Below are 15153 nucleotides of genomic sequence, written 5' to 3'. Positions count from 1 at the left end.
CATGGCTTACCGAATGCAATGCGGGTGTACAAACTGAGGCTGCTTCTTACCGGCAAAGTCTATGAAGGCACCTTTATGGACGAAGAACTTTTGATCCATGAGATCAGGCGTGTGATTTTACCGAGAGCCAACTGCAATAGTTCGCCAACCTAAGATGCCTGAGTTTGCGACAATTGCAATAAGTTCCTTCCCGTTACAACTCGATACGCTAAAGCGCGAAAATCATTCTTTGTATTCCACAGCCTGGTCGCAGTCACATACGGCTTCTATACAACTGCAAGTGCCAAATGCCAAACAGGTGGGAATCTCGCATACGACCGATAACTCAGTCGCTGACAAACGAATAGGATCCCAAGTGAACGAACAGTTTTTCCAGCCCTACACTTTCAACAACGGAGCGACGGTAAAAAATCGGCTCTTTATGGCGCCGATGACTAATGGGCAAAGTCATTCCGACGGACGCTTTAGCGAAGAAGAATTGAACTGGTTAACGATGCGTGCCCAAGGTGGATTCGGCGCGGTCATCACAGCCGGAGCTTCGCCCTACGAAGACGACATTTACATAGAAGGGCAGATCGGAGCTTTCTCAGATTCTCACGAATATGGACTCCGCTGCTTTGCCGACATGGTTAAGCGGGAGCAGGCGCTGTCGATTATTCAACTCATGCCCTCCGGAATGCGAGCAAAAGCCAAACTGAATAGAGGTAAACAGCCGGCGGGCCCAAGTGTCGTTCAACTTCCTATTCCTGATTTTGAGCAGCCTCGGGAGCTCAGCGAAGAACAAATCCAAGCCATCCTTGATGCTTTAGTGGATAGCGCGCGGCGAGTGCAGCGGGCTGGGGCCTCCGGAATCGAGCTACACGGTGCCAACGGCTACCTTTTTACCCAGTTTTTTAGCAAAGCCACGAACCTGCGAAAAGATAAATGGGGAGGCTCGGTGGAAAATCGCGCACGATTTTTACTCGAAGCCATGCGGAGAATCCGTGGCGAGTTACCCGGCGACTTCACCATGGGGGTTAAAATTCTTGTCGAAGATTGGAACAACGGGCGGGGCTTTGACATTGACGAAGGCTTGGAGATGCTCCGAATGCTGAACTATGTGGGGTTTACTTACCTGAATCTCTCGGCCATGAACGCTAAGGAAGTATCCTGGAAATATCCCACTCAAAAGCAGACAAATCTCTCGCGGGTTAGGGACGTTTTAAGGAGCGACATTCCCGTGGTGGCAAGTGGATCGTTGTTAACCCCGCAAGACGTTCAAGATGCGCTCAACGATGGTGCCGATATGGTTGCTTTGGGCCGCGCGGCGATATTAGCCCCGGACTGGCCGAAAAGGGCTGCTCGCCCTGACTTCGAAATTCAGAGTTTTCCGCTCGCGCTTGAAGAGCTCTATGCGCTCGGAGTGTCGCCGAAGTTTGTGCATGCGCTGCGAAATGGGCTTTCCATGTGGAAATTCATAAAAGAAAATTAGGAAAAGAGCGTCATGAATATAAAGCAAAGTAAAGCGCGAGTATTGGTTATAGGTTCCAGTGGGCAAATAGGTAAGAAAGTAGTTTCCAATCTGGAGGGCAGCCTTGACGTTGACGTTAGGATTACTTCCCGCAGACTTGAGGAGGTTCATCGTTTAAGCGGCGAGGGAAAGGACATTGTTCACCTCGATCTAGACGACCCACGAACTTTCGGAGCCGCGCTCGCGGGCGTGGATAGAGTTTTCCTTTTAACCGGCTATACCGTAGCCATGCTTGCGCAGAGCAAAACGCTGGTGGATGCGGCGAGCAAAGCCGGTGTTAAACATATCGTGCACCTCGGTGTGTTTGGAGAATGGGATTGTACGGGGCCAGCCTTTGCCTGGCATCAATTGGTTGAGGCGTACATTAAAACCAGCGGAATTTCTTGGACATTCCTTCATCCCAATATGTTTATGGAAAACATACTTACCCTTTGCTTAAAGGGTGACACCCTGACCACTTACTGGAACGAATATCGAACCGGCTGGGTTGCGGCGGCGGATATCGCGCTGGTTGCAGCTACCGCGCTTCAGGAGGGGCCGGCGAAGCACGCTGGAAAAGAGTACTGGCTTAGCAGCGATGTTGCTACTGGGCCTGAGCTCGCCAAACTTCTAAGCGAACTACTCGGAAAAGAGATTGCCGCCAAAGTCCTTGGCCCGGCAGAATTTCAGGCTATTTTCACATCGGCAAGTATCCCGGTGGAGTCGTGGTATGCAGATGGTGGCGTCGAGATCATGCGACAAATAGTTGATGGGCGAATGGGGTATCTAGGATGCGTTCGAAATGATGTTCCGCACGTCACCGGAGAACACGCTTTAACACTTAAGCAATGGATTCTTCAGCATCGGGAAGAGCTAATTACGATCACTGGGCACTAGAGATACGTTGGAATAATGGGGTGTATTCCGGCTTTGGGGGCGTCAGCATTCTCCAAATACAGGTGCCTGTTGAAATTCACTCAATCCTCTTCGTTCTTTCAGTCTTTCAGATCGCTGGAAAGCATTCTTCAGCATAACCGTCCGGCCATGATGAGCGAACGCGGGAGAAAAATCGACACTTTCACTTGTGTTTACGTTTTCGTCTGGAGGGATTATTCAATTCTGGCGGCACGCTAGTCACACTATACAGTTCCAACTGCCGAGGTAAGGAATGGGATAGCGTAGCGAAAGTAAATGACGCTACTCACCACCCAAAGGCTTAGTTGTAAAACTGTTAATGTAGGTTGTGCGTCTTTGGGGATTTGGGCTCGGCTACGTCTGTTAGACAGCCGCGATGGATGCAGCGTTCTCCACGATGAGCATCCAATGGGTTCGTACAAGTGGTAAGGATTTGACATGCGTATCACGACCCCCATTGAGGGACAACTCTACCAACTGGCGCTGGCCCATCTCGGCGCACAAAACCTGGTCACCGTTGTGTCCGCATGCTTAGCGCGTCCAGTAAAACGCAGAGCGGTAGACACGGTCGGCTATCTACGCGTCGAATGGCTCGGTGCCGAAGCGTTGGCGGCGGTGCAAGAAGGTTACCAACGCGCCGGCAAGCGACGCTGGGGCAGCACTCGGGACAAAGTCGCGGTAAGTCTGGGCGAAAAATCCAGGCTTTATCAGGCGCTGCTACAGGCAATACCGATAGAGGTTTTGCCGGCTGAATTCATCGAACTTAGGCTCGCGCTCGACGTAAGCGTTTGATGCGTAATGAAGGTGAAGCCAGGCTAAAAGCATCCAGGATCTATTTGTTTCTGGGCGAGTGGTGTAGCGAGCCAAGAGGCTTCAAAGGTGACAGCCGTCAGATCTCGACATAGCGTAGCGGCAAGCGAGCGATGGATGAAGAGGGGGCTTCAAAGGCTCTGTGCATCGCTCGTAGAGCTAAAGGAGAAGGGGCTGCACCAAGGAGTTGTGCTGGGCTGCGTTTGAGTTAGGACTTGTCTCGTGTGTCTGTCTCTGCAGATGCGATAAAAGCGCGTGGCTCAGATCGAGCAGTGCCTCGCGCAGTCGCCGATCTTCACGAGCATCGCCCGAATCCGGTTCGAATGTTTGCGCATGTTGAAGCAAAGCCTCGGCGTCGTTTGTGTTGAGATCAAACGTGATCATGTCGATCCTCGACGAAGGAGTGCATTAACTGGCGAACCCATGACTGAGCCTATCGAGTTCTGCTTTCACGACTTCATATCCCACTCGACTGTGAGCCATTTGCAACCGCGAGCAATCAGCTGTTTGTGCTGTCGGCTGGCTCAGCCAATGATCGGCTTTCTTTTTGTTGCCAAAGACAAGCTCGGCTTGGTGTTGGATCCGCTCGACATTGTTCACTTTTGCTCCTGGCACTTTATCGCGACTGGTTCATCTCATTTGGCGGTAGAGGCGGAAGCAGGGGTCTTGGCGCAATATTCACGGAACGCCTTGATGCCGCGCGTGATGATCAATATTGGCTTAACCATGTAGCGATAGCTGACGAACAAATTCAGCGCGATCCAGGCTAGCTGGTAGGACGAACCGTGAAAGCTTCGGTGGTTGGCGCTGTTTGTCCAGAAACCGTAGGCAACAAAAATAGTAAATATGGCGACCGCCAGAGGCAGGATCCCGAGCCTTCCCAAAGAGACGCCAATGAAGGGGATAGTAACCACCGAGCGAACAGGCTCTCCCGCCACCTGCATTGCCCAGATTCTGTAGACCTTGTCCTTACCCAGCTGTGCTGTCACTCGAACGCGATCGCCCGCCTTGACGTGAGCGTCCAGCACATCTGGGATTTCGATCGGTTCGAGTTTTTTGCCGTCGATTTTCCAGAAATGGTAGCTCACCATGTCGCCGCCGAAGCCACGCGATTTCTCGTCGAGCCGGCCGTCTACGATCTGCATTTCCTTCATTTTGAGTCCCTGTCCTTGCGTCGCTGAGTGATGGCAAAAGGATATTTCTGCCAAATACTAAGGATTACTTAGTATGCGGTCAAACCAAATCTAAGAATCTCTTAGCCTTTTGCGGCGAGAGAAAATGAGTACGTTCGGCAAGCGTTTGAAAGAGGCGCGCAAGCTAAGGGGCTTTTCACAAGAGCGCTTGGGGATTGAGGCTGGCATCGAGCCGGCCACGGCCTCTGCGCGGATGTCTCAATACGAAAAGGGCGTTCACCAGCCTGGTGAAAGCATCGTGAAGCAGATCGCTGCGGTCATGAATCTGCCGGTGCCGTATTTTTATTGCGAGGACGATGAGACGGCGCATTTGCTGCAGTGTTTTCATTGCTTGAAAAAAGGTGAGCGAAGGCAGGTGGTCGATTTGGTTGAAAGTCTTGCTCTGCGGAACTGATGTTCACGATCAGAAATTATTTGATGAGTAGCTTCTAGGCACTGTGTTGCGGCCATAAGTTTCTTGGATATCGATCACTCTCATAGGCCATATGCGCGACTTGAGTTACGCTAAATCGTAATCAGCCAGGTTTCTTTCGCATTAACCGCAACCAGAATCCCCGTAAGCCTAGGCACCATTGAAATACCGATGGACTTGGGGAGTCGTGTGCTCTTGTCCGCTACATTCCGACTCCAGCAACTTTAGCGATTCTGAAGTTGAAGTGATGCAGGATGCGATCGCTGAGATTTGATCCCATTGTTAGCGATGAAAACGCTGAATCAGGGCTGACAAAGGATTGTTTTCCTGAAGCGTGAATCCTCCGCATGGGCTGCTCCTGCTCTGAGTGAAAAAAAACATATCAACGTAGCCGGGCCAGCTACGCTTTAGCGTGAATTGAATTCGCAAGACAGGGATTGTCATCACGTGAAGCGACTACTTCTTTTGAGCGGCCCGATGGCCAGTGGCAAGACGTCAGTTTCTGTCTCGCTACAAGAACACCATGGGTTTGTTCCGATCAGTAGTGGCTCCTTTCTGCGGGCTCAGTTGGCTTCCCGGAATGAGCTACTTGATCGTCATAGCCTGCAAGAACTCGGTGACTCTCTCGACAGGGCAACTGACTTTTCTTGGCTCATAGAGTCTGTCGCAAGTCCGGCCATCGAAGCCCGGCCAGATGTTGATAACTGGCTCCTGGATGCAGTCCGAAAACCACGGCAAGTGGAGTTGTTGAAGCTCCGTTTCGGGGATGTGGTGAGGCACGTGCACATCGTCGCGCCAGAGTCTGTTCTGGCGCAGAGATACGCTGCGCGGGGCACAAGTCTTCTCGAAGAGTATCGGGTGAGCGTACTGCACCCTAACGAGCAGAGTGCTCGTTCGCTTGCAGGTTTTGCGGACAAAGTTCTAGACACTCAACAGCACACCTCATCGGAAATTGCGGATCAGATAATGGGCATCTGGGAGAAGTAGCGCATGGAAACTCGGCAGATTGTAGTGATCAGTGGCAAGACCTGTAGCGGCAAGAGTGGATTAGCCAGTTTGTTGGAAAAGCAGTTTGGCTTCGCCGTGGTTTGTGATCGTCGAGCCATTGAAGATGCCGAGTGGCGCCTTCGAATGGATCAGCCGGACATTCTTGATCGGCGACGTGATTTGGATACGGCAGCGCACGACCAGTGGATGCTTCTGGAAACTCAGGCGATGTGCGCGAGTGAGAACGATGACCGACCATTAGTCGTCGATCACTTGGATACGCTGGCACAGGTGCTGCAGTTTCGACAGGCTTTCGGTGCCAACTTGGTACATGTGCACCTCTACGCTAGCGATCCAACGCTTCAGGGACGTTACGCGAAGCGTGTTGAAGGGCTCACCAGCCCTCCTGTCTATGAGGATGTGAATCAACTCATGGATCCGGATGAGATCGAAGCGCTCAAGCAGGATTCAGACGTTCGCATCTACACCGAACGCTCAGATTCCGAGGACACATTGGTGCGGGTCGCCGCTCGCTTGCACCTCTTCACACCGCCTGAAATTCGATGTGTGGATGTTCTTATTGGCGGGCAGTACGGAAGCGAGGGCAAAGGCAATATTGTCGCTTACCTGGCTCGCGAGTACGATGTCATGGTTCGCGTGGGTGGCCCCAACGCTGGACACACCGTGGCGAGTGCCGTCGGTACGTTTACCTATCATCATCTTCCCTCAGGGTCGCGTGAAGTGACTGCACGGCTACTCCTTGGCCCTGGCATGACTATCAGGTTGCCGGGCCTTTTGAAGGAGATTGAAGCTTGCGGTATCGGGGCAGACCGGTTGTTCATCGATCCTCAAGCAACCATTATTGAAGATGAAGACATCGAGACGGAGAAGGAGGGGCATCTGGTGTCGACCATCGCTTCTACTGGAAGCGGAAGTGGGGCAGCGGCTGCGCGGCGTATTCTGAATAGAGGTAAAGCGATAAGGCTCGCGCGGGATGTTGATGAGCTTCGCCCTTACGTGGGGATTCCTGGAAAATATCACGGATGCACATCAGACAGACTGGAGGAGGCCTACCGCAACGGTAACTCCATTCTGCTGGAAGGAACCCAGGGGAGCGGGCTGAGTATTTTCCACGGTGACTATCCCCATGTGACGTCCAGGGACACGAATGTTGCAGGATGCCTCGCTGAAGCGGGGATATCACCCAGCAGGATCCGCAAGATCCTTATGGTGATTCGACCTATGCCTATCCGCGTTGGCGATCCGGATGGGGATCAGGGACACACTTCCGGGATGCTCAAGCATCCGACGACTTTCGATGAGATTGCAAAGTTTGCAGATCTCGAAGCGGACGCTTTGAACGCTGCCGAGAAAACCTCCACCACGCACCGTGACCGTAAAGTTGGCTGGTTTGAATGGGATCAGTTTCGCAAAGCCTGCGCGCTGAATGCCCCGACCGACATCGTCCTGACTTTTGCAGATTACCTCCAGTCGACGAATCGTAATGCTCGCCGGTTCGAACAGCTTGATTCTGACACGATCAAATTCGTGGAGGAACTTGAGCGGGTGTCTCAAGCGCCTGTCTCGCTGATTAACACTCGCTTTACCAGAGACCCGGATCCCAGCGATTTACGTTCGCTGATCGATCGGCGCAACTGGACGGCGCGCTCTGGCAGGAGATAACAGATGGATCTGAACAAGCTGATCGAGCTTTATCCCCGGGTTTACCATATGGCTGAGAGCGGAGCTTGGGACAGTATTCGTACCCATGGGCTTATGAGCGCAACGGCAGTCCTTGATCATCTCGCCATCGAAGGGGGCGACCGCGCCCGGTTCGAGAGCGAGCACCGCAATCAGAAAATGGATGTGAGGGCAGGGCACCCTTCCAACATTGTGCTTCGTGATCAGAAGCCCATGCCTGAGAGCAGATTGATACAGGCCCTCACGGACGGCACAACACCACGCCAGTGGTATGAGTTGATCAACCACAAAGTCTTCTTTTGGGCTGAGGAACAAAGGCTGCATCGTCTGCTCGGCGCTCGCGATTACCGCAGGCTCGAACACGATGTTCTGACGCTGGATTCGGCGACTTTCATTCCGGCGTATGCCGAAGCCATATGGTTGTGTCATATGAACTCGGGCAATACCTGGCCTATGCCGCATCGTCGCGGTACAGAGATCTTCCGTAGAATTCCAGATTATCCTGTGAAGCGTTCAGGCAAACCGATCAAGACGGTGGTCGAACTGGTTGTTGATTACTCCGTCCCCAACATTGCTGAATATGTGGTGGACGTTCGGCGAATGCGGGGTAGTGAGGTATTAGAGGTCATTGGTTAGCGCAGATACAACGGGGGACTCATGCCGCGACACCGTTTAGCCTCTCGCATATTGTTGATTAGCCCGGCTCATCGATTGCTGCTTTTCAAGATCGATTACAAGACCGGCGCTTTGGCAGAGATGAGCTACTGGGCGACACCTGGCGGACAACTCAGACGCGATGAGTCTTTTGAGGAGGCGGCAGTGCGCGAGCTCCGGGAAGAGACCGGTGTTGGTGTCCAATCCGTTGGCCCATGCATCGCACGCAGAGAGTTCTTATGGCAAATGCCCGATGGGGAGTCTGTGCTCGCGGTCGAGAACTACTACGTGGTGCATGCCGGCGCCGAGAAGTGCTCCTCTGCCGCATGGAGTGATCAGGAGCGCAGGGTCGTGTGTGAGGTGAGGTGGTGGTCGCAAACCGAACTGTCGAGGTGTGACGAGGATATTTACCCGCCGGATCTGACAAGTCTGTTCGCCGAGGCATTGCTCACCGGCGGCGGGTGAACCCAGCGAATCACCTCGGTCAGTCGATTTGCCTCAGGTTACCGGCCTGCGCTCGTAAAGCGTTGCAGCAGATCGCGGCATCCTCAACCTACCGCTAGCCTACTTTTATTGTGAGGATGACGAGACGGCTCATCTGCTCCAGTGTTTTCACTGCCTGAAAAAAGATGATCGAAAACAGGTGGTCGATTTGGCTGAGAGTCTTGCTTTCAATCACTGATGTCTGGATCGGATAGAAGTTTTGTAGTCACTTTACCCCCACGCTGGTGGGGCAAGCAGATCACCCTGCTTTCGGTCTGCCATTGTAGGAAATAACGCTGCCGCCGGCCTGATCTATGATCTGCACCTAACCGCTGACTGGAGTAACCCTGTTGAGTCGCAAAAAGGCGGTGTCACTGGGAGCGTGAGGGGCTTCAATCGGTGGTTGATAACGCAAGAAAGCATGCCGAAGCAGGTTGTCCAGACTTTACGGAGAGTGATCCTGCTACCTTCGACGCGGACTTTGTTATCAATAAAAAGCGAGAGGGACTGAGTGTCGCGCAGGCGCTTGAGGCACTGGTCGCATTCAAGCGCAGTCCCAGGTCATAAGCTCACTCGCTACTAGCTGTAGGCGCAGGTTGCCATGACATCCATTCTGAAGCCCAACGTGAACATTTACGAGCAACACACCATTCAATAACGCCCATGCGCGCAATGTGTCCAGCAACTGAGTCAAGTTATCTGTCGGCAGAATAGCTCCTTTGAACTTGGTCGAAATTTGACAGGGTAACGGAAGCGTTTTAGAGGTGGGATCCAATATTTTCTGGTTTTTCTGGAGCGCTGTGCTGACTGTCGATAGAATGATGGCTGTTTGATCTCAAAAAGACAGCTCCCTGGCTAACCATACAGCCATTTTTCGCGTACGCAGCAATCCCATGTACGCGCACCTTAAAATGCGTTAGCAAAAGGTAATCTCGTTCAAAATGGTTGATAAAAACGAAGTGCAACACAGCATCAAGGAAATTTTTCTGGTTATGCAGGGTGGCGGCGCCAAAGGTGTTGCCCATGCAGGTGGGCTCATCGCAATCGAAGAAGAGATGCTGAGTATTAAGGGGATCGCTGGCACATCTGCAGGCTCCATTGCAGCAGCGCTAGTGGCAGCAGGGTACACAGGAAAGGAACTCGCAGATCCGAAGGCTCAGAAGCACCTGTTTCTGCGTCCGCCCTTTGGAACAGAGGAGGGGAGTTTGCCCTACAGCAAGCCTACCCAGCTTTTCACTCCACTAGGATGGTTCGTCCTCAGAATTCTCAAAACTATTCCTGGTGTGCCCAATCGGATTTTATCTCCGTTTTCGAACAGGTGGGCGTTGTACTGCTGGTGGATTTTAATATTCGTGGTGTCTGCTGGTGCATTAGGTTGGATGACGCTTTACGAACCAAAAGCCCTACGAGCTCTTCCGGCAATCATCTGGCAAAGTCTAAAGTTCGCCGCACCTTGGCTTTTGCTCGGGCTGGTTTTTCTTTTCGTGTGGGGGTTATGGGGCATCACGTCGGTTAGAAATGTCCGCAAGATAATCGATCGGGTGATTGCAAAAAAGCTGTCGGATCGGCTTAAGCTCGCCGGAATCAATAAAGACTGCAACATTACCTTTGCAGACATGGATCTAGTTGGATGTCCGCCACTCAAAATCATTGCCACCAACACCGCTACGGAGAGTTTGGAGCTATTTTGTGCTGAGCGCACGCCTGATGTGGCGGTTGCGGATGCCGTGGCAGCGTCTATATGTCTTCCGATCATCTTCAAGCCCAAGAGACTAATTTTTACTCGTAGAACACCGTTTGCTGACTTGAAGATGAAGGGCAAATTTCTTGATGGTGGGCTTGTTTCGAATCTTCCCGCGTGGGCGCTGGATGAGGAACGGTTGCTGCATCCTGGTGTTCCGACGATCGCTTTGAGTCTGTCGCCGCCTGCGCCGGTCAATAACAAATTCTGGTTCGCAGCGCTTACGGGCACTGTGGTCAATGGTTCGAGCGAGGTACATACTCGCACGCCAAACAAAATTCTTACCGTTGCGCTGGAAACCAATGCGACCTTGCTGGATTTCGACATGCCGGCGACTTCAGTTTACGCAGAGGTGGCTGCAGCTCAAGCGAGGGTCACGAAAGAGCTTTCCGTAGCTCTTCGTGGCCCGGTGGTGTTGCAGCAGGCTGTCAGTGAGCTGCATAAAGAGCTCCAAGCTATTCTCGACGCTTTCAGAAATCATTTGTACTACCCCAATCCTGGGAAAGATCGAATCCGCATTGGTATTAGTGTTCAGCGGGGGAACTCGATGAAGACGCTTTCTACGGCATTCACGGCTGGCTATCGTAAGGCTGATCCTGATGGGGAGCTAACTGTGTTACTAAAGGATAGTCATGCAGGAGCGGCGTGGGCAGATGGCGCGGTTATCGTGGATGACTTTGGCAGCGGCACGGCTCCACGCTTCCCTGTCTCACCGCGAGCATGGTCTGCAAAAACCTGGTTGCTTTGTTTACCAGTGACTGGCGCGACGAAACCTGAGCAGAAGGCGCGCCCCATTGTCATCACGATAGATAGCAATGTTGCGTTCAATCGCGCTTCTCCTAATTTCAATCAGCACTATCGTGAATTTTGTACTTTCATTACGGCATTGGTAGAGGGCTATACTGAAAGCATGGATCTGGCGCAATACGCCCAGGGGGCAAACACATGGCTTTGAAAATAAGTTTTTCGGACGGGGTTATCAAAGAGGTCTCCGATGCGGAACTCGCTCGCATCGGTGAACAACTCAAAGGAGTTGTGTCAGAGAATTTTGGTAAAAGTCGGGTTCGAGACATGATCAGTGATGGGCTTGAGCTCCGTCGCTTAGGCGATGTGCTTGAATCGGATATTGGGGGGGATGAACGTAGAAGGCTTGAGGTAACGTTCTACTCCTTAGCCGATAAGATCCGGCGAGAAAGCCAAGAACTCGCTGACAGACAAGAACGCGAGAGTCGGCCTCAGTGGGTCATCAATGGCTCATACAAGGGGGCTGAGGTTATGAAGCCAGAGCAGCACAGAACTGCTGATGGCTCTGTTTGTTGGGTCATTGATAGCCCTAAATCGACTCGATTCCAAGGCGCGACCGCTTATAGAGACGAGTCGGGTAGGCTATTGGGCGGTGGCCATGTGAAGGTCAAGCAGGGACGTTTGAAGCCCGACCCTGATTCATTGGCCATGGATCGTTAACTCCAGATCGAGCACAGCGTCCAGTTAGACTCCAACATCTTCTGAATAAGGGCCTTAGGTTATACCTGAGGCTCTTTTTTTCTGATGGAGCATCAGGTCGTGACCAGTTGCTCGAAAATATTCAAGGCCAGGAAATCATCACATCCATCACGGATGCAATTGGGCAGGATTTTTTCATTCCATCCTTCGGCATCGATTACATCTATCGACGTGCCTCGGCGGAGGCTGCTGGGCACGTGCAGGGCCGCCTAGGATTGCTGGTGATCATTTCAATAAACTCCAGTATCTCCCTCACTACTGGTGAGGTGCTGCGCCCCGGCATTCTCTGTTTCAATTCGATTCGAAGACCGTCGTGGTTTTTGAGGTTAAACGAGCTAGTGAGACTGAGCGACAGACCTTTACCGAGCTTGTAGGTTGCACTCTTTCAACCTCCCAGCCTGTCATTTCGTCTGGTGTCAATCACCGCGCCACCTACGCACAGTGTCTGCCGAAGACTGCTACCGTTCGACCAAGTCACCCTCAAGATTGCCAGAGCAAGATAGATGGTCTACCCATATACCGGTGGAAACCACGGTTCCTATGGTTTTTATTGGGCGATATTTTGCTTGGACGCATACCGTCATGGGGCTAACTACCGAGACGTCTGCCGTCAGTAAACACCTTCTGCCAGATCGAGCAGCTTGCTCAATGGGGCGGTTTTTACACTCTGCATGACATCGAAGCTGTCCATGACCCCGCCACCCAGCAATTCGAGCAGGTGCTCAAACAGCTTGTAGTGGTGGTGCTTCTGATCAAGGTTTTGCCAATCGCTAAGGGCGTCTTGGGGAAGTACAGCACTTGCAGATACAGATTGGGGGATGAAGAAGGGGCAGAACATGTCTGAGGTTACGTCAAAGCCATCAGCGCGCGCCGTACTGGCGAAATCCATGCTCATGAAGGATGGGCGGTGCAGAAGCTGCACCGGGGCATGGAATACATTGCTGTCGATGAAAGCCTTGAGAGACCAGTTATCCATGCTGCTGCTGAACTCGCCAGGTACTACGTAGATCGCGGGCCGGAACTGTCCCAGAAAACCTGTAGGATTCACCTGAAGCCGGTCTTCAGATTTTTCCGGGGTAAAGAATGAATCACGAGCGACGCCGTTGCTCACGTCCACGATTACTATTTCGCCAGCAACTGGCTTGTAGGCCAAAATCTCATCCAGACTGAGTTCAGGGCAATTAATGCGGAGTGCTTCCAGTCGATTTTTGGTCGTTCTACCGGCTCGAACAGATAGAGGGTAATCCGCATAGATGTAAGTGCTTTTCAAGCGTAGGGATTTCGCGATGACGGCGAGGTTCCTTGACACTGTGGTCTTGCCTACTCCGCCTTTCAAATTGCTCACCGCAATGACTAGCCCTTCGCTGGGGAGCCGCACCCTGACATCATCCTGAGTCATCAGCTTTGAGCGCACCAGCTCGGCGAGCCATCCCATCAAGAAAGGGTCAACCGGCCTCGTTCCACTGAGCCAACGACTGATCGTTTCGGGGGCCGTTCGTTTGCCGTCTTCCCGAAGCCCGCTGACCTTCTCGGCTAACGCAACGCCGCTGAGATCGAGATATTTCATGGCTCGCTTGAGCAACACCGCATTCATCATGAATGATCCTTGGTCATTTTTATGATTTAAAAGAATGACCATAGGTCAACATTTCAAATGCTGCCAGTCGATGATGGCTCCGTGCGGAATTAAGAGGATGCCGGCGAGGGGGGGGGGAGTGTGATTGCGGATTTTATGGCGGATTTGGGGGAAGCTTGGAGTCCATCAATGAATACCATCAGAGAGCACCACGTCGGCAAATTCGGTTAGGCTCCTGTAGCTGTTCAGCTTTACCGGCGATGCTGTGGGTGTTAACCCTCTCCGGGATTTCACGGATCAGAGATTCATCGGCGTATGAATGCCCTGTGAGGATGTGGCCGTTGCGGAAAGCCCATCAGGGCTTAGAAGGCGGGAAGCGGACTGGTGGCCTCTTGCGCAGGTTGGACAGGGTGACATCCACTTTCAGCGACGTGGTACGCGTGGACTTTACTTGGACTTTGCCTCCAATGATGGGCTTATGAAGTGTAATCAGGGTAAGCGTGCCGGTTTCCTGTTCGACCTCGACGAAGACGTCCCAACCATGCTTATCAGCACTGCTTTTATTGGCGGTCACTCCATCGACGGAGCAGAAGCCCATAAAAAATCTGATCACCCGCTCCTATATCACCGATAAAATCCTCTGGCTTTCCGTCTTTACCAATCTGCTTTCCTCATCTGAATCGCTGGCTGAGGGCTTCCTGCTATCCCAATCGCGTAATCCCATCGGAGCTATACAGTTCCTTTCGCTCTTGATCCTGTTTTCTGCGTAGTTGCGGATGAAAGACATAGTCCGATGGCAAGGGTTTAAGAATCGTGAAGGTCAGAAGGGGGACAGAAATGAGGGCTAAACACAGGTAAAATGGCTCTTGATATCCCTTGGTGAGCCACAGGATCAGCGTCTCAGTGCCAGACACATAGCCTGTCAAAATATTCGTTGTGGTCAACAGCAGCAATCCGATGATGAGAGTCGAAGCTTGTCGTTGATCGTTCAGTCTGCGGATCCAGAGGGCCTTCTTTTCACGATAGATCGCCATCAAGAAGTCATCGCTTGTGCGTAATGCTTCCGTGTGCAAATAGCCGATTGATACTTGGCTGGGCCCGGCGTCGGGTTCGCTAAAAGCGCTCAAAAGGAAATCAGGCGAAAATTCGAATATAAATTTCCTCAGAAGCTCATAAAACAGTGGGATGACGAACGACACGGTGAGGCCGAATCCTGCCACTGCCAAGAGGAGGGCGCCTATCGATTCCCATATTTGTGTGCTGCCCGTCGTAACCGACAGCAAATTCTTGTGAAGAATCCAAGCTAGCACCGCATCGGCATACAGGGCGATGTAGATCAACTGGATACCCCATTTGAACTCCCAGGCCTTTTCTATCAAGCCAATGGAGAAAGCTTGACCGGCATCGACCTTGCTTTTGCCTTGAGCTTCTTCTGTCATTCCAATCTCCTTTAGATATATACATGTTGATGGGTGGTTCATCAGGAACCCGCTGTGAGCGACGTGCTCGCTGGCGTTGGCGTCGTTTAGGGGCGAAGTGTAATCACTCCAAGCAATGGGGATTTCTCTGAAAGTAGGTGGTTGGGCGCTTCAATCGACCCATTTTATTATGCGGACAGAGGCGCGCAGGAAGAACGGTGTGAGCGCCAAAATCCCCACATGTTCTTCTTCGCTGCTGCGACGTTGATCT

Annotated in this window: 14 protein-coding genes; 10 read left to right on the top strand and 4 right to left on the bottom strand. The window is 52.2% G+C overall.

Annotation, left to right across the window (positions count from 1 at the left end; genetic code table 11):
* Nucleotides 1-355 precede the first annotated feature (355 nt).
* The 3 genes from AC3IUF_RS14590 (at nt 356) to AC3IUF_RS14580 (ending at nt 3196) form a co-directional block, all read left to right on the top strand.
* On the top strand, nt 356-1471 hold the full coding sequence (locus tag AC3IUF_RS14590) for an oxidoreductase (protein WP_489281468.1): 1116 nt from the start codon (nt 356-358) through the stop codon (nt 1469-1471).
* Nucleotides 1472-1483: 12 nt separating this feature from the next.
* Nucleotides 1484-2386 carry an NmrA family NAD(P)-binding protein gene (locus AC3IUF_RS14585; protein ID WP_095124665.1) on the top strand — a complete coding sequence of 301 codons (903 nt, stop codon included), beginning with the start codon at nt 1484-1486 and terminating at the stop codon, nt 2384-2386.
* A gap of 456 nt (nt 2387-2842) precedes the next feature.
* A complete protein-coding gene (locus AC3IUF_RS14580) occupies nt 2843-3196 on the top strand; it encodes a hypothetical protein (RefSeq protein WP_489281466.1) in 354 nt (117 codons plus the stop codon).
* A 426-nt stretch (nt 3197-3622) separates the two neighbouring features.
* On the opposite strand, the gene AC3IUF_RS14575 is transcribed toward AC3IUF_RS14580, so the two are convergent.
* Nucleotides 3623-3814: an MbcA/ParS/Xre antitoxin family protein gene (locus tag AC3IUF_RS14575; RefSeq protein WP_489281464.1), complete on the bottom strand. Its 192-nt coding sequence runs from the start codon at nt 3812-3814 to the stop codon at nt 3623-3625.
* A 35-nt stretch (nt 3815-3849) separates the two neighbouring features.
* Nucleotides 3850-4368, bottom strand: a complete 519-nt coding sequence (locus AC3IUF_RS14570; protein ID WP_489281462.1) for a hypothetical protein — start codon at nt 4366-4368, stop codon at nt 3850-3852.
* 124 nt (nt 4369-4492) lie between these two features.
* On the opposite strand from AC3IUF_RS14570, the gene AC3IUF_RS14565 reads away from it, so the two are divergent.
* The 7 genes from AC3IUF_RS14565 (at nt 4493) to AC3IUF_RS14535 (ending at nt 11849) form a co-directional block, all read left to right on the top strand.
* Nucleotides 4493-4801, top strand: a complete 309-nt coding sequence (locus AC3IUF_RS14565; RefSeq protein WP_489281460.1) for a helix-turn-helix domain-containing protein — start codon at nt 4493-4495, stop codon at nt 4799-4801.
* Nucleotides 4802-5266: 465 nt separating this feature from the next.
* Complete coding sequence (locus AC3IUF_RS14560; protein ID WP_316916374.1) at nt 5267-5806, top strand: AAA family ATPase; 540 nt, start codon at nt 5267-5269, stop codon at nt 5804-5806.
* A gap of 3 nt (nt 5807-5809) precedes the next feature.
* Nucleotides 5810-7489, top strand: coding sequence for an adenylosuccinate synthetase (locus AC3IUF_RS14555; RefSeq protein ID WP_489281458.1), 1680 nt, complete (start codon nt 5810-5812; stop codon nt 7487-7489).
* A 3-nt stretch (nt 7490-7492) separates the two neighbouring features.
* Nucleotides 7493-8143: a DUF7002 family protein gene (locus tag AC3IUF_RS14550; RefSeq protein ID WP_316916376.1), complete on the top strand. Its 651-nt coding sequence runs from the start codon at nt 7493-7495 to the stop codon at nt 8141-8143.
* A 21-nt stretch (nt 8144-8164) separates the two neighbouring features.
* Complete coding sequence (locus AC3IUF_RS14545) at nt 8165-8626, top strand: NUDIX hydrolase (protein WP_316916377.1); 462 nt, start codon at nt 8165-8167, stop codon at nt 8624-8626.
* Nucleotides 8627-9585: 959 nt separating this feature from the next.
* Nucleotides 9586-11340, top strand: a complete 1755-nt coding sequence (locus tag AC3IUF_RS14540; RefSeq protein ID WP_109784851.1) for a patatin-like phospholipase family protein — start codon at nt 9586-9588, stop codon at nt 11338-11340.
* A complete protein-coding gene (locus AC3IUF_RS14535; protein ID WP_109784850.1) occupies nt 11331-11849 on the top strand; it encodes a hypothetical protein in 519 nt (172 codons plus the stop codon). Before AC3IUF_RS14540 ends, AC3IUF_RS14535 begins: the two co-directional genes overlap by 10 nt.
* A gap of 649 nt (nt 11850-12498) precedes the next feature.
* Here the strand turns inward: AC3IUF_RS14535 and AC3IUF_RS14530 are convergent.
* Both AC3IUF_RS14530 and AC3IUF_RS14525 read right to left on the bottom strand, forming a co-directional pair.
* Nucleotides 12499-13482, bottom strand: a complete 984-nt coding sequence (locus AC3IUF_RS14530; RefSeq protein WP_489281455.1) for a ParA family protein — start codon at nt 13480-13482, stop codon at nt 12499-12501.
* A gap of 683 nt (nt 13483-14165) precedes the next feature.
* Nucleotides 14166-14903, bottom strand: coding sequence for a hypothetical protein (locus tag AC3IUF_RS14525; protein WP_109784847.1), 738 nt, complete (start codon nt 14901-14903; stop codon nt 14166-14168).
* Between the last annotated feature and the right edge of the window lie 250 nt (nt 14904-15153).

The sequence above is a fragment of the Pseudomonas sp. KH_040 genome, assembly GCF_057839305.1.
The sequence above is the reverse complement of the archived record's forward strand: the minus strand, read 5'-3'. Positions and strand labels throughout refer to the sequence as shown.

What these genes read in the sequence shown, in the direction of transcription:
- AC3IUF_RS14585 (WP_095124665.1), top strand. Translation starts at nt 1,484, where the DNA reads ATGAATATAAAGCAAAGTAAAGCGCGAGTATTGGTTATAGGTTCCAGT.
- AC3IUF_RS14580 (WP_489281466.1), top strand. Translation starts at nt 2,843, where the DNA reads ATGCGTATCACGACCCCCATTGAGGGACAACTCTACCAACTGGCGCTG.
- AC3IUF_RS14570 (WP_489281462.1), bottom strand. Translation starts at nt 4,368, where the DNA reads ATGAAGGAAATGCAGATCGTAGACGGCCGGCTCGACGAGAAATCGCGT.
- AC3IUF_RS14565 (WP_489281460.1), top strand. Translation starts at nt 4,493, where the DNA reads ATGAGTACGTTCGGCAAGCGTTTGAAAGAGGCGCGCAAGCTAAGGGGC.
- AC3IUF_RS14555 (WP_489281458.1), top strand. Translation starts at nt 5,810, where the DNA reads ATGGAAACTCGGCAGATTGTAGTGATCAGTGGCAAGACCTGTAGCGGC.
- AC3IUF_RS14550 (WP_316916376.1), top strand. Translation starts at nt 7,493, where the DNA reads ATGGATCTGAACAAGCTGATCGAGCTTTATCCCCGGGTTTACCATATG.
- AC3IUF_RS14545 (WP_316916377.1), top strand. Translation starts at nt 8,165, where the DNA reads ATGCCGCGACACCGTTTAGCCTCTCGCATATTGTTGATTAGCCCGGCT.
- AC3IUF_RS14540 (WP_109784851.1), top strand. Translation starts at nt 9,586, where the DNA reads ATGGTTGATAAAAACGAAGTGCAACACAGCATCAAGGAAATTTTTCTG.
- AC3IUF_RS14535 (WP_109784850.1), top strand. Translation starts at nt 11,331, where the DNA reads ATGGCTTTGAAAATAAGTTTTTCGGACGGGGTTATCAAAGAGGTCTCC.
- AC3IUF_RS14530 (WP_489281455.1), bottom strand. Translation starts at nt 13,482, where the DNA reads ATGAATGCGGTGTTGCTCAAGCGAGCCATGAAATATCTCGATCTCAGC.
- AC3IUF_RS14525 (WP_109784847.1), bottom strand. Translation starts at nt 14,903, where the DNA reads ATGACAGAAGAAGCTCAAGGCAAAAGCAAGGTCGATGCCGGTCAAGCT.